The organism is Algoriphagus algorifonticola, from assembly GCF_007655305.1.
Lineage (GTDB): Bacteria > Bacteroidota > Bacteroidia > Cytophagales > Cyclobacteriaceae > Algoriphagus > Algoriphagus algorifonticola.
Genome location: NZ_VLOG01000042.1, coordinates 1 through 14200, shown reverse-complemented (window position 1 = coordinate 14200; position 14200 = coordinate 1). Strand labels below are relative to the sequence as shown.

Here is a 14200-nt window from a genome sequence, read left to right as displayed (position 1 = left end):
CTTAGTTTTGTTTCAGTTCATTTAAGATTTCACTTACCACCTCTTTATCATCAAAATGGTGCTTCACACCTTGAATTTCCTGGTAATCCTCATGTCCTTTCCCAGCAATCAGAATGATATCGCCAGACTTGGATAGCATACAGGCTGTTCGGATCGCTTCTCTTCTATCTGTGATAGTCAAAGTTTTTCGTAAATCAGTAGGGCCAATTCCCGCTTGCATATCTTTCAAAATCGCCTCTGGCTCTTCAAATCGGGGATTATCCGAAGTCAGAATCACTTTATCACTTTCCTGAACAGCAATTTTTGCCATCACAGGTCTTTTGGTTGTATCCCGGTTGCCTCCGCATCCTACCACAGTAATCAATTGCTCACCTCCACCTCTTACCCCATTGATAGTTTTGAGTACATTTTCCAAAGCATCAGGAGTATGCGCATAGTCTACAATCGCTGTAATTCCGGCGATGGAAATCTGATCAAACCTTCCTTTGGCACCTTTTATAGCAGATAATGAAGTCATCACTTCGTCCTCATCTTCTCCCAGCAATACTGCTGTTCCCAGTACACCCAAAAGGTTATAAGCATTGAAAGCTCCAATCAATCGGAACCAAACCTGTTTCCCATTAATGTCCAATTCCAGGCCTTCCAGCGTGTTGGAAATGATTTTTGCCTTGAAATCAGCATCAGACTTCAAAGCAAAAGTTTGATGCGTTGCTTTGCAGTTTTGAAGCATTACCATACCTCTTTTATCGTCACTGTTGACTAGCGCAAAAGCATCCTTAGGCAAATCATCAAAAAGCTTTTTCTTGGCTTTGATGTATTCGTCAAAGGTTTTATGGTAATCCAAATGATCATGACTGATATTGGTAAATACTGCACCAATTAGCTTCAACCCTGCAATTCTTTCCTGAACAATCGCGTGAGAGCTAGCTTCCATAAAGCAATGTGTACATCCAGCATTTGCCATTTTGCGAAGCAAAGCCTGCACGCTGACCGCATCAGGCGTGGTATGGGTAGCAGGAATGATTTCCTCATTGATTTTGTTTTCGACAGTGGACAATAAGCCTGTGCTATATCCCATTGAAATAAATAGCTGATGCAAAAGAGTTGCCGTGGTGGTTTTCCCATTGGTTCCGGTAATCGCAACTACCTTGATCTGGTGAGAAGGATTGTCATAAAAATTAGAGGCCATGATCCCCAAAGCTTTCGCAGAATTCTGAACCTGAACCCAGGTAATTCCTCCTGAAAGCTTTTCTGGAAGTTTTTCGCAAACAATGATCTTTGCCCCTTTCTCAAGAGCAGCATTGATGTACTCATGTCCATCTACTTGTGTTCCGGCAATAGCTACAAATGCCGAACCTGAACTTACTTTTCTACTATCAAAGACAATATCCTTAACCTTCACTTCCATATCTCCGGTAGTGGCGATCAATGATACTTTATATAATATGTCTTTTAGCACTTTCTTCATCCCAACACCAGATTTATGGTTGTATTCGGTAGAAGCTTGGTTCCTGGTTCCAGAGATTGCTCTTGTACCAAGCCTTTTCCGCTGTAATGCACTTTCAAGCCCTTATTTTCCAAAATGAAAAGGGCATCCCTCAAGGACAGACCTGAAACATCAGGGACCATTGCCTTTTCGGTATCATTAATTTTCCAGCCTACTCTGTTATCTTGAGCGACTACTTTTACCCAATCATCAGCCTGAACAGCATTGGCTTTTACTCCCAATTGCTCCAAGATCTGATGCACTTCCTCTGCTTTTCCTGCTTTTACAAATGGTAAAGTGGAAGTGGAGGCTTCGGCACGTAATATTTGAGCTGGTCCGGTTGGATTCAACTCTATATCCAAAGCATAAATCCTATCTGCTATTTCTTTAAAAACTGGAGCTGAAACATCTCCCCCGTAAGCTGCAAATCCATTTGGGCTATCGATTACCACAATCATGGAGTACTTTGGCTTTTCTGCCGGGAAATATCCTGCAAAACTGGTGTAGTATTTCTGGGTATAGCGGCCATTGATTAATTTCTGAGCGGTACCTGTTTTACCTGCTATTTTGTAATCGGCATTGGAAATATTCTTAGCTGTTCCGTTTTCTACGACGCCCTGCAAAAGCTCTTGCAGTTGCTTGATGGTTTTTTCAGATGCAATTCTTTTCCGAAGCACTTCCGGCTGATATTCTTTTTCAATTCTATTTCCTTTGATCACTGCCTGCACGATATAAGGCTTGACCATTTCGCCCCCATTCGCCACCGCATTATATAAAGCAAGCGTATGAAGAGGGTTTAGCTTTATCTCATATCCGATAGAAATCCAAGGAAGAGAAGTTCCGTACCACTGTTTGCTGCCAGGCTTTTTAAAATAAGGCTTGCCTTCCCCAGCCAACTGGAAACCAAAAGGCTGATTGATTCCAACCTTTTCCACATAGGATAAAAATTTGGAAGGACTGGATCCAAAGTGCATATCCACTAATTTGGAGATAGCCACATTAGAAGATTTCTCAAAAGCCTCACGAACAGTGATGGTCCCGAATCCTCCATTTTTTGCATCTCGCATGGTTCGGTCATAAAATCTATGAGCACCATTTCCAGTCTCAATAGATTGTCCCAAACTCACTTTATTTTCTTCCAAAAGTGCCAGCATGGAAAGCAGCTTAAAAGTAGATCCCGGCTCGGTATTGCCTTGATCTCCTATGGCGAAGTTGTAGTTTTCTCCGTAGCCTTTGCCGTTTTTGTTTCTTTGAAGATTAGCTATTGCTTTGATTTGCCCAGTTTTCACTTCCATGACAATCACGGATCCAAAAGCCGCTTCCCTTTCTACAAGTTGCTTTAGCAAAGCAGTTTCGGCCACATCCTGAATATTGACATCCAAAGTGGTAATCACATCATATCCGTCTTCAGGCTTGATATCTTCTGCGTCAAAAACCGGCTTCCAACTACCCCCAGCCAACCGCTGAAACAATGCTTTTCCGTCCTGACCTTTCAAATACTCATTAAAGCTGTATTCAATTCCAGCACCGTATTCATTTTCATTCAAAAAGCCGACAGTTCTGCTGGCCAACGCATTGAATGGTCTGTATCGCTTTTCTACTTTTTCAAACAATACGCCGCCGCCTAATCTGCCATCACGGAAAATCGGCCAATTGGACATTTTTTGCATGTCCTGATACCCTATCTGCTTTCGATTCAAGACAAGATATCTTTTATTGTCTCTACGGGCATCTGTGATCATGCGCTTATATGCAGTAGCAGATCTGTCTTTGTAAAAAGCTGAAAGCATTTTGGCCAAAGAATCGATTCCTGCATTGTAGCGATCTGACTTGGCAATAGTCGGGTCCATGGCAACTCTGTAAAAAGGTAGGCTTGTGGCCAATAAACTGCCATCGCCGGCATAGATATTCCCTCTTGTTGCAGGCACCTCTCTGTACTGAAAGTTGATAGTCTCTGCTTTTTCTCTCCACTTGTCTCCTTCCTCAAACTGAATTTTGGCAATACGAAGCGGTATCGCTGCTGTCGCAAGCGCAATCAGGATGAAAACCACCCTCACTCTTAGCACTATGGATCGCTTGATATTCACTTCTTGACTTCTATTTTGATAGGAGGTTGTTCTAATTCAATTATACCTTGAGACTCTACTTTTTTAGCCAGCTCTGATTGCATGGAACTGAGCATGTATTCCGCCTCAAGCGTTGTGACATCTGCTCTCAGATCCTCCACTTCCTGCTGTGCTTTTTCTATTTTTCGGACCATATTTTCAGCCCGGTGATTACTCCATATATATATAAGTGCCAGCATCACAATAAATCCTACAGGAGGAACCAGCTGTACCGGAACTCCTTCTCCAAGAATTTTTGTCACATCCAGCTTTTCCTCTATCCAGGAGAAAATAGTCTTTCCTGAGCCGGATGACTTCGGCTTATTTCCAGACTTCAACTTCTTTCTAAAGGTGTTCTGACTCATTTTCCTGTTTTTTTAGCTATCCTGAGCTTCGCACTTCTAGCTCTTGGATTAGCTGCTATTTCCTTTTCATCAGCTACTACTGCTCCTCTACTCACCGGCTCCAAAGGCCTCATGGGATTTCCATAAAAGTCCTTTTCCAACTCACCCTGAAATTTTCCCTTTTGGATCAGGTTTTTGACTAACCTATCCTCCAGGCTGTGGTAACTCATCACCACCAATCGCCCTTCCGGCTTCAATAGCTCCACCGAACTCATCAGCATCTCTTCCAAAGCTCCCATCTCATCATTCACCTCAATTCTCAAAGCCTGAAATACCTGAGCGAAGTATTTAAACTCCTTTCCTCGTGGCGCATATTTTTTGAGAAAAGCTGTGAAGCCTTCCGTCGTTTCAAATGCTTGCTGAGCTCTTTCAGCTACTACTGCCTGAGCAAGCGTTTTTGCATTTTTAACCTCACCGTAGATCCCGAAAATCTTATGGAGCTTGCTTTCTTCATAAGTATTCAGCACTTCCTTGGCAGAAAGTGGCGCCGACTGGTTCATCCTCATATCCAAGTCACCTTTGAATCGGGTAGAGAAACCACGACTCGGCTCATCAATTTGATGAGAGGAGATTCCTAGGTCAGCGAGAATTCCATCTACTTTCTTCACCCCATATAGGCGAAGGTATTTTTTGATATCTCTGAAGTTGGCCTGAACGAAAGTAAACTTAGGGTCGGCCGGAATATTCGCTTCAGCATCCTGATCTTGATCGAAACCATACAAATGGCCATTGTCCAAATGCTTGAGAATTTCTCTGGAATGACCACCGCCTCCAAAAGTCACATCTACATAGATGCCGTTGGGGTCAATAGCCAAGCCTTCAGTGCATTGGGCGAGCATCACTGGAATATGGTACACAGACTCAGTCATAGCTTCAGGAGAGATACTTTTCCATCAGGCTGGACAAGTCCGCCGGATCTTCGATGATATTATTCAGATAATTTTGTGGATTCCAGATTTCAATCCTGCTACCCATCCCTACGACTACCACATCTTTCTCTAACCCGGCATAGGTTTGGTAAAGCTTGGGGATCAAAAGTCTACCAGCATTATCCAGTTCCACTTCCACACTTGTGATGAAAAATGTCCTTTGAAGCTTACGCTGCTCAGGATTGTTGATGGATAATGCTTTGATCTGGTTCTCCAATTTTTTGAACTCGACCATTGGATAAAGTGCAAGACATTTGTCTTCAGCCATGCGAAGCATGAGCGTAGTACCGTTAGCCTCCGGAATCGCCCCTTTAATCTTGGAGGGCAAGACCAGACGACCTTTCGGATCCAGCTTACATTCATATTGACTGTTGAACATTTCTTCTTAGCGCTTTAAGACGAGTTTGTAGTAAAGACAAAAGTAATAAAATGCTTTTCACATTCTACCACTTTCCCCCACTTTTTCCCACTTTAACTTAAAAGTAGCCAAAAGTTTGATCCAAGCCAATATTTATCAAAAAATTTATCAGATTTTTTTACTGGTATTCAGCGCTTTAAGGATGAATTCATGATGTTTAAAAAACCCTCAAAATGAGCCAAAATCGAACATTTTTGAACAGAATAAGTAATCAACACCCAAGATCTTGTCAGTTTCAGTAAAAAAAGTGGGGCATTTTCCCATAAAAATTCATGCCAATCAGATTTTTGAAGACTCCTTTTAGAAAAATATATTTTCCCTTTAGGCAAAAAAAAAGACTCCACAAAAAAACCCGGTCAGTCAACCGGGCCTTTTTGGATTATCAACACACAATATCAGTTCTTAGAGTCTTCCTTGCTTTTTTTGAATTCAGCTTCGATAGCCTTTCGAAACTCTTCCATTTTCTTGGCATTTTCTTTCTTCCACTCTTCCATTTTTCGTTGGAACTCTTCGATTTTGGGTTGTTGAGATTTCTCCCATTCTTTCATCTTGGCTTCAAATTCCTTGAGCTTGGGCTCTTGTTCCTTTTCCCAAGCTTTCATTTTATCCTCCCAAGCTTTTACCCTTGGTTCATTTTCTTTTTCCCAGGCTTTCATTTGATCCTCGAACTCCTTCATTTTAGGTTCTTGAGACTTTTGCCACTCTTCCATCTTCTTCTGCCATTCCTTCATTTTTGGCTCAAACTCCTTCATGGCCTCTTCCGCCTTTTTAGACCAAGCTTCAGCCTTTGCCTCCCATTCTTTTACCCACTTTTCTCTTTCAGCTTTGGATGCTTCAGTAGTATCATTTAAATCCATGGGAGGCAGAGGAGGCATGGCAAAGCCTTTCAAATGCATATCCGGCATTGGAGGCATCGCTTCCATCGGCGGCATGGCAAAAACTAATGGAGGAATCATTTCACTTGGGAACTCAGGAACAGCCATTGTCATAAAGTTTTCAGGAAACTCAGGAGCCACCATCAAGTTAAGCTTAGGAGCTGGACTTAAGGAAGGTCCATTTTTGAAAATCATCGCTGTCTTTCCTTTCATGAAAATAGTATCCCCATTTGAAATCAAAGTATCTCCTTTAATTTGATATTGGAAGCTATTGGGGCCTTTACCCTTCAGAATAAATGTATTCCCATCAGACTCCCAAATCATAGGTTCTTCACCTTCGATTTTTATTACTTTTTTGGTTTCCTCCTTTTTGCTGGTATCTGCCTTTGTCCAAGTGGGATTGAGCTCGCTTGTTGGGATGAAATCACCCAAATCCGGGTTTTCTAGATACACATTTGGTTCTTCTTTTTCTGTGTTTAGCGGAGAATCCTGCTGGGCACTTGCCATCAGTCCCGCACTTAATAATAGGGTTAGTAGCATGGGTAGTGAAATAATAGGGTTTTGTGGATAAATCTGGGCTGGAAATCCCATCATTCTTTTAATTCTATGAAGGGTTGGATTCCTTCTTTTACTGGCTGTCATAGCCAATTCCGGTGCGTTTTGTTGTTTAAAATTTAATACTTCGGCCAAACTATAAGCGAGTTCCTTGGGCTCTACCCCCGTGGACACTGCCAAATCATCGGCTGCATTTTCTCTCAGTTCTTTAACAGTCTGATTCATCCACCAGAAACATGGATGGTAAAAAAAGAATACCTCCATCATAGACTGCATTAAGTTGGTTAGGTAATCATACCTTTTGATATGGGCCAGTTCGTGTGCAATAATTGCCTCCAACTGGCTTGGACTAAGGTGAAATATTAATCCAGCAGGTATCAGAATCATAGGCTTGAAAACTCCAAAGGTTAATGGAGAAAGACTATTATGAGTGATCCTTAAATTCACATTTCGACTGATCCCCAATCTTTTACTTACTTTTTCAACAGCAGCAAGCAGGGTTTGATCCTCAGCGTTAAAACTGGTTTTTCTTAAACTCCTAATCTCCGAAAGACTGGTAAAAAGTCTCATCAAGAATAATATGGAACCAAAAAACCAAAAGTTGACGAATAAGGGAATTTGAGATTCTATCCATAAAATAGATGACTCGATCCAAGAAAGATTAGACTCTGCAATTCCTCCTGATAGTTGAAAAAAGATCAATTCTGAGCTGGTAGTTAACTTACTTCCAATTGCAGGAAGAACCGAAAACTCGTACCAAAGTGTAGCGAATGCAACTATCAAACTCATGCCTAAGGCAGCCACTGCAAGTTTGTATTTGAATTCCGGGCTTTTCTTGGAAAATAGCTTCAAGGCTATCCATAGAAAAGCGCTAATTAATATCAACTGCCAGATGGAATGGACCAAGGTCCAACCCAAGGCCTGCAGGAGATTTTCCGGAATCCAATCATTCAATAGATTCATGATTTTTTATTTTCAAGTTGGTCTAAAAAGTTTCGGATCTCATTCAATTCTTCTTGGGAAGGGTTTTCTTCTCCCAATGCCTGAATCACCAAGGATTTACTTGAGCCACCAAAAGCGGTGCTCATCAAATTCTTTAAAAGTGATTTTTGCGTTTCTTTTTGATTAGTCAAAGGACTATAGATATGAGTTCTACTTTGCTCATTTCGAGAAAGCATTCCTTTCGCATGCATGATCTGCATAATCTTTAAAGTGGTAGTATACCCGGTATCTTTGGTCTCCGCCAACTTTTCATGTACCTGTCGTACACTTGCTTCTCCCATCTTCCAAAGGATAGATAAGATCTCCAATTCTGCTTCTGTTGGTTTATTCATGTGAGTCTATACGATTGTCTTCGTACAAAGTTTACGAAAAGTGTCGTATTATCAAAAAAAGTACGATAAGAATCGTATTAAAATCTGTTAAAAAATTGACCTTCAATACATTATTTTAGTCTAGACAAGGCCTTTTCCCCTTTTCTCTCCAGACCAGCCCGAAAAAATTCACCCAATCCTGGCCAAGTTCCGGCTATTTTGGCCAATAATCCTCTTCGCTCCGGAATACAAATCATCCGTTTTGGCTTTTTTATTAATTGGACGATAGCCTCGCGAACATCAACAGGAGTCAGTACTTTTTCCGGGCCGCTGAAACTCAAAACTGATTCTTTCGGATAATTTAGCTGCGTTTCCAGCATGGGGGTTCGGACTAAATCAGGACAGACTACTGAAACTTCCACACCATACTCTTCCAATTCAGCCGCCACAGCAAGTGAAAAACCTCGAATCGCAAATTTGGAAGCTGTATATAATGAAAGCCCTGCAACTGGTGCTATCCCTGCCAAAGAGGAAATATTGATAATATGCCCAAACTTCTGATTTTTCATTTCCCTGGCGATAATTGTAGTACCTAGGATACTTCCTTTTGTATTGATATCTAAGTGATAGGCAATGTCGCTGATTTTATAATCCAGTAAAAATCCAGGCTGGATTACACCTGCACAATTGATCAAGTGGGATATGGGAGTAAATCGGTTTTTCGCAAGATCAATAGCTTTATTCCAAGTATCTTCTTGAGTGATATCTGCAGCGATCAAACTGATTTGTTCATTTTCCTGAAAAGACTCTTTCAAAGTTTTTTCATCGGTATCAATCAAAATCAGATTAGTGGAAAGCTTGGCAAAATAACTCGCAAGCTCCAACCCGATACCACTTGCAGCACCGGTAATTATCAGTAAGGTTGGGTTCATCGTTGGGGTGATCAGGCTATTAAGATAATCAATTTTTTGAATCGTGAACTTTCAAAGAAGGCATATAGTTGTATAGACATTCAATTTTAGAACTAAACCAATTATTCTTTATGAGTACTAAACAAGCACTTTTACAACCTATAGAGGTTGGAGGCATGAAACTTTCCAATAGAGTTTGGATGGCTCCAATGACCAGAAGTAGAGCTAACAATGAGGAGAATGCTCCTTTTGATATTCACGTAAAATACTACGAACAAAGAGCTTCCTCTGGATTAATTATCACTGAAGGTTCCCAAATCTCTAAAAAAGCGGTAGGATATGTTAATACTCCGGGTATTCACTCCAAAGCTCAAGTGGAAGGTTGGAAAAAAGTAACTGAGGCAGTTCATGCCAAAGGAGGTCATATTTTCATCCAGTTATGGCACGTAGGAAGAATTTCTCACCCTGATTTTCACAACGGGGAATTACCACATGCACCATCTGCGATCAACCCTAACTCCAAGTCCTATACTCCAGAAGGATTCAAGGAGACTGTCACTCCAAAGGAAATGACTTTGGAAGATATCAAACAAACTATCCAAGATTTTAAAAATGGAGCAAAGAACGCCATGGAGGCAGGTTTTGATGGAGTAGAGATTCACTCTTCCAACGGCTATCTCCTTCACCAGTTTTTCAACAACTCTTCCAATCAGCGAACTGACGAATATGGCGGAAGCATAGAGAACAGAGCAAAAATTCTCTTTGAGGTCATTGACGCCATTAAGGAAGTAATGCCTGAAAACAGAATTGGCGTAAGACTGAATCCTTCCTTGCATGGAGCTTTTGGAATGGAGGCAGATGAAGAGACTATTCCAACATTTGATTACATAGTCAGTAGGCTAAACGATTACGACTTATCGTATCTACACTTATCAGAGCCTTTCACCGATGTATCAGAGATCTCTTATTTGGAGTCAAACATCGCAAAGCGATACAGACCAATGTTTAAGGGTACTTTGGTGATCAATAATAACTTTGATCAGGAAAGTGGAAATAAAGTGATTGAGGAAGGATTGGCAGATGCTGTTGCATTTGGTAAGCCATTTATTTCCAATCCTGATTTACCTAAGCGTTTTGAAGAAAATGTGCCCTTAGCGGAATGGGATCAAGACACATTTTATACTCCTGGAGAGAAAGGTTACACAGATTATCCAAGTTTGAAAGAGTCAAAAGTTGGTTAATTCACCTAGAGAGGCCGGTTTATCCGGCCTTTCGCTTTATATTTAAATATGTGTTTGGTAGCTTTCTCCTGGCAAAATCATAGCGAATATCCATTGGTAATCTCAGCCAATCGGGATGAGTTTTTTGAGCGGCCCACTGCCCCTTTGCATACCTGGGACAATGATATCATCGCTGGAAAAGACTTGCGAGGTGGCGGAACTTGGATGGGGTTTCATCCTAGTGGTCGATGGTCCTTTTTAACTAATTATCGGGATTTTCGCAAAATGGGTAATGGGGAGATTTCCAGAGGAAAACTGGTACAAGATTTCCTGGAAGACAGCATTTCTCCCAAAGATTATCTAAAAGAAATCGAAAAGGAAAAAAATCGTTATGAGGGATTCAATCTACTAGTTTCAGATGGAAAGGGGCTTTTCTATTTCAGTAATTTTGGAAATGGAATCCAGGAAGTCAAACCAGGAATTCATGGATTGAGTAATGGCCTGCTCAACGACCCATGGCCCAAAACTGAGTTGGCTAAAATGCAACTGAAGGAAGCCCTCGAACAGGACCTAAGCAATAGCAAGCTACTTCAAATCCTAAAATCCAAGCAAACTTATCCCTTGGAGAAATTACCTGATACAGGAGCTCCCAAAGATTTGGAAATTGCTTTGTCAGCTCAACTTATTCGAGCTAACGGCAATTACGGAACTCGCTCTGCAAGTTCGGTTTTATGGAACAAAAACAACCATATTTCGATTCAAGAAAGAACTTTCGATTGGATTGAAAGTAATTTCGAGGACACTTCAGCTCAAATTCAGACCTATTAAAGTATATGAATAAAGTTTTTGATGTGATCATAGTTGGGGGAGGCCCCATTGGGTTAGCCTGTGGCGTGGAAGCCCAGAAGCATGGCTTAGACTATTTGATCTTGGAAAAAGGAGCTCTGACGAACTCCATTTACAATTATCCGGTCAATATGCGCTTTTTTTCCACTTCCGACCGATTGGAAATGGCAGGTATCCCTTTCATGTCGGTAGAAAATAAGCCTACCCGAACTGAAGCACTGGAATATTACAGGAGAATATTTTTCCACTTCAAACTCAATGTCAATTTGTATGAAGGGGTAGAAAAATTGGAGAGATCCGGAGACCATTTCAAGATCACTACTTCCAAGGGAATTTACCAAACCCGGAAAATCGTATTGGCCACAGGATTTTATGATCTGCCAAATCTGATGAATGTTCCCGGAGAGGAATTGCCCAAAGTGATGCACTATTATAAAGAGCCATGGCCTTTCATAGGACAGAAAATACTGGTGGTCGGAGGAGCTAACTCAGCAGTAGATGCAGCTTTGGAAACTTGGAGAAAAGGAGCTGAAGTAAGTATGGTTTTACTCGGTGATGAAGTGGATGACAATGTGAAATATTGGGTGCGCCCAGATATCATGAACCGGATCAAAGAGGGAAGTATTCGTGCATTTACCCGGTCTAAGGTGAAGGAGATCACAGAAAAAGAAGTCACCATCATAACTCCTGAGGGAGATGTCACGATTGCCAATGACTTTGTCTTGGCGATGACAGGGTACAAACCCAATTTTGCCCTCTTAGATCAATTGGGAGTGGAGTTATCACTGGACGAAAAGCGCCAACCTTGCTATGACCAAGCTAATCAAGAATCAAATGTATCAGGAGTTTACTTGGCGGGAGTGGTATGCGGAGGATTAAACACTCGAGAGTTTTTCATAGAAAACTCTATTGTCCATGCTGAATCGATTATGGATGATATTGTGAAAAAGTTGGGTTAAGCTTTTCAATTTTAAGCTTACCTCGATAAAGTGTAAATTCCTCTGCCTCCACATCGGGATCCGTTTTTTTCATCCAGTAAATATCCTCACCTATTACTTTAAAGCTTCCATAATGCATAGGAGGTAGGTTCACTGGAATGAGTTCACCATCAGGTCTTAAAAGAAAGGTCCCTCGGGGTGTTTCATTTCTTAATTTTGTCTTAATTTCATCTGAAGCTCCACCTGCTATTACGCTAGCAATGGCCGCCTTATCCTGAGGAGTCCCTGAATAGGAGAGTAGAAAATCAGATCCTACCTTCGATAAGTTGACGATAGTAGAAGCATAGGCCCTTTTATCAAATTCGGAAATTTTTCCAAGTTGAATTGAACCAGGCTCAAAACCTGTGGCTATTTCAAATCCTTCAAGATCTATTGTTTTTGAATCAATAAGAACTGGGCTATCGCCTGACCAATCATAGGTATACAATACATTTTCTCCCTGAAACATCAAGAGGAGCCTTTGCTGTAGTTGATCAAAGTAAAAAACTGGTCTGAAATCCCTAAAAAAGAAAACCTTTCCATTCAAAAAAATCGAGCTTTGCGGGAAAGGTATAACTTTTTGAGTTTCGTTGGTATTAAGATTTGTCAATAAGAGATTTTTTCGTTCACGGAGAAATTCTGCCGGATAATTCCCATCAAATTCTTCAATGATATCTAATGAGTAAAGCAAATATTCCTGACCATCTTTTTCAATAACCTGCTGACTATCAAAAAGTGAAAATGCCCCCGCAAGACCAACTTGAAATTGGTAAATACTAAAATCCTTTATCACATTTCCATCGAGTTCGAGGACTTTTAATCCATGCATAATATCCAATACCACTACTCGACCCTCTCGGTCAAAGAGAAAGTTTCCTGAAGACATGGAGAATTTACCCGGGACATCCCCTTCTTTATTCCACCGACTTATAAGCTTTCCCTCATCATCAAAAATATATACCTCTGAAGAAACATGGTCTCTAAAAATGAATTGATTGTCTATCACTCCTTGAAATAAAAATACGCTTGCTAAAATATCCCTGACGACAATTGAGTCAACCTTTTCAAATGTAACAAACTGATTGAATAAATCAGTATCATCATTTTTTTCAGAAGAAGAGCAGGAAAAAAGTAAAAATAGAGATACAATAAACCATTGAAGTTTCATAAGCCATCTGTAATTGACATACGAGTATAAAGAGATTCAACTAAAAAACAAGACATGTTAAACAGAAAACCAGAACTAATTACAAATTGCCTACCTTTGTGGCATCTATGAAAAAGAAGCCATTCAACGTTGTCTATGAGGACAACCACCTTTTGATTGTCAATAAAGCTGCGGGAGTTTTAGTGCAAGGAGACAAGACGGGAGACAAAACCCTAACCGATTACTGCAAGGATTATATTGCAGAAAAATATAATAAGCCCGGAGCAGTTTTTTTACATCCCATCCATAGGCTAGACAGGCCTGTAAGTGGATTGGTGGCTTTTGCCCGAACCAGCAAAGGTTTGGAACGTATGATGGAGCTTTTTAGAAAAAGAGATATTCATAAAGTCTATTGGGCCATCGTCAAAAAACGACCAAGAGAAGAAATGGGTAAGCTCACCCACTGGCTCACGAAGGACGAGCAAAAAAATGTCGTCACTGCTCATGAGCGTGAAGTTCCAGGTTCCCAAAAAGCTGAGCTGAATTATAAAACTTTGGGCAAACTGAATGACCATTGGCTGATAGAAGTGAGACCGATCTCCGGACGTCCTCATCAGATACGCGTTCAATTAGCTTCCATGGGTTGTCCCATCCGTGGAGATTTGAAGTATGGATTTGCGAAGCCCAACCCTGATGCAAGCATCAACCTTCATGCTTTCAATTTAGTCTTTGTTCACCCGATCAAAAAGGAGAAGCTATACCTCAGAGCGGCTTTACCGGAAAATGAATTTTGGGAGCAGTTTTATGAGTTTGAAGAAGTTAAGGCAAAAGATCAGCATCTGGATAATACATTTTCCGGTTGATTTATAGGCTAGCGGCGACGTGGTTTTTTTAAGCTCCCGCAAAGAGGCAAAGATGCAAAGAGATGAGTAAGAAATTTCCTGACGTCAATATTTCGCCGAAGGCGTATTTCTATTGTATTTCCACTGTATTTCCTAAAATCCCCCTTGCCCC

At 40.9% G+C, this 14200-nt stretch carries 13 protein-coding genes; 4 read left to right on the top strand and 9 right to left on the bottom strand.

Going from position 1 to position 14200, the window contains the following annotated elements; all coding sequences use genetic code 11:
• Position 1: 1 nt before the first annotated feature.
• The 8 genes from FL972_RS10705 to FL972_RS10670 form a co-directional block, all read right to left on the bottom strand.
• Positions 2–1468, bottom strand: a complete 1467-nt coding sequence (locus FL972_RS10705; protein ID WP_144605386.1) for a UDP-N-acetylmuramoyl-L-alanyl-D-glutamate--2,6-diaminopimelate ligase — start codon at positions 1466–1468, stop codon at positions 2–4.
• Complete coding sequence (locus FL972_RS10700) at positions 1465–3573, bottom strand: penicillin-binding protein (protein ID WP_144605385.1); 2109 nt, start codon at positions 3571–3573, stop codon at positions 1465–1467. Before FL972_RS10700 ends, FL972_RS10705 begins: the two co-directional genes overlap by 4 nt.
• Entirely contained in the window at positions 3570–3956 is a 387-nt protein-coding gene (locus FL972_RS10695) for an FtsL-like putative cell division protein (RefSeq protein ID WP_091651155.1), read from the bottom strand. Before FL972_RS10695 ends, FL972_RS10700 begins: the two co-directional genes overlap by 4 nt.
• Positions 3953–4864 (bottom strand): 16S rRNA (cytosine(1402)-N(4))-methyltransferase RsmH, encoded by a 912-nt coding sequence (rsmH, locus tag FL972_RS10690; protein WP_144605384.1) that lies wholly within the window; start codon positions 4862–4864, stop codon positions 3953–3955. Before rsmH ends, FL972_RS10695 begins: the two co-directional genes overlap by 4 nt.
• A 4-nt stretch (positions 4865–4868) precedes the next feature.
• Positions 4869–5303 (bottom strand): division/cell wall cluster transcriptional repressor MraZ, encoded by a 435-nt coding sequence (gene mraZ / locus FL972_RS10685; protein ID WP_091651160.1) that lies wholly within the window; start codon positions 5301–5303, stop codon positions 4869–4871.
• Positions 5304–5737: 434 nt separating this feature from the next.
• A complete protein-coding gene (locus FL972_RS10680; RefSeq protein ID WP_144605383.1) occupies positions 5738–7735 on the bottom strand; it encodes a M56 family metallopeptidase in 1998 nt (665 codons plus the stop codon).
• Positions 7732–8106, bottom strand: a complete 375-nt coding sequence (locus FL972_RS10675; RefSeq protein ID WP_091651166.1) for a BlaI/MecI/CopY family transcriptional regulator — start codon at positions 8104–8106, stop codon at positions 7732–7734. Before FL972_RS10675 ends, FL972_RS10680 begins: the two co-directional genes overlap by 4 nt.
• A 110-nt stretch (positions 8107–8216) precedes the next feature.
• Complete coding sequence (locus FL972_RS10670; protein WP_144605382.1) at positions 8217–9017, bottom strand: SDR family NAD(P)-dependent oxidoreductase; 801 nt, start codon at positions 9015–9017, stop codon at positions 8217–8219.
• Between the two features lie 110 nt (positions 9018–9127).
• On the opposite strand from FL972_RS10670, the gene FL972_RS10665 reads away from it, so the two are divergent.
• From FL972_RS10665 to FL972_RS10655, 3 genes are read left to right on the top strand one after another with little or no spacing between them, the layout of a single operon-like run.
• Positions 9128–10237, top strand: coding sequence for an alkene reductase (locus FL972_RS10665; RefSeq protein WP_144605381.1), 1110 nt, complete (start codon positions 9128–9130; stop codon positions 10235–10237).
• A 48-nt stretch (positions 10238–10285) separates the two neighbouring features.
• Positions 10286–11044 (top strand): NRDE family protein, encoded by a 759-nt coding sequence (locus tag FL972_RS10660; protein ID WP_144605380.1) that lies wholly within the window; start codon positions 10286–10288, stop codon positions 11042–11044.
• Positions 11045–11049: 5 nt separating this feature from the next.
• The gene (locus FL972_RS10655) at positions 11050–12021 is read left to right on the top strand and encodes a YpdA family putative bacillithiol disulfide reductase (RefSeq protein WP_144605379.1); all 972 of its coding nucleotides are present in this window, start codon (positions 11050–11052) and stop codon (positions 12019–12021) included.
• Here FL972_RS10655 and FL972_RS10650 read toward each other — a convergent pair.
• A complete protein-coding gene (locus FL972_RS10650) occupies positions 11990–13207 on the bottom strand; it encodes an NHL repeat-containing protein (protein ID WP_144605378.1) in 1218 nt (405 codons plus the stop codon). The two genes, FL972_RS10655 and FL972_RS10650, sit on opposite strands and share 32 nt — an antisense overlap.
• 107 nt (positions 13208–13314) lie before the next feature.
• Between FL972_RS10650 and FL972_RS10645 the strand changes: the two genes are divergently transcribed.
• Positions 13315–14049: an RluA family pseudouridine synthase gene (locus tag FL972_RS10645; protein ID WP_091651997.1), complete on the top strand. Its 735-nt coding sequence runs from the start codon at positions 13315–13317 to the stop codon at positions 14047–14049.
• Positions 14050–14200: the final 151 nt, after the last annotated feature.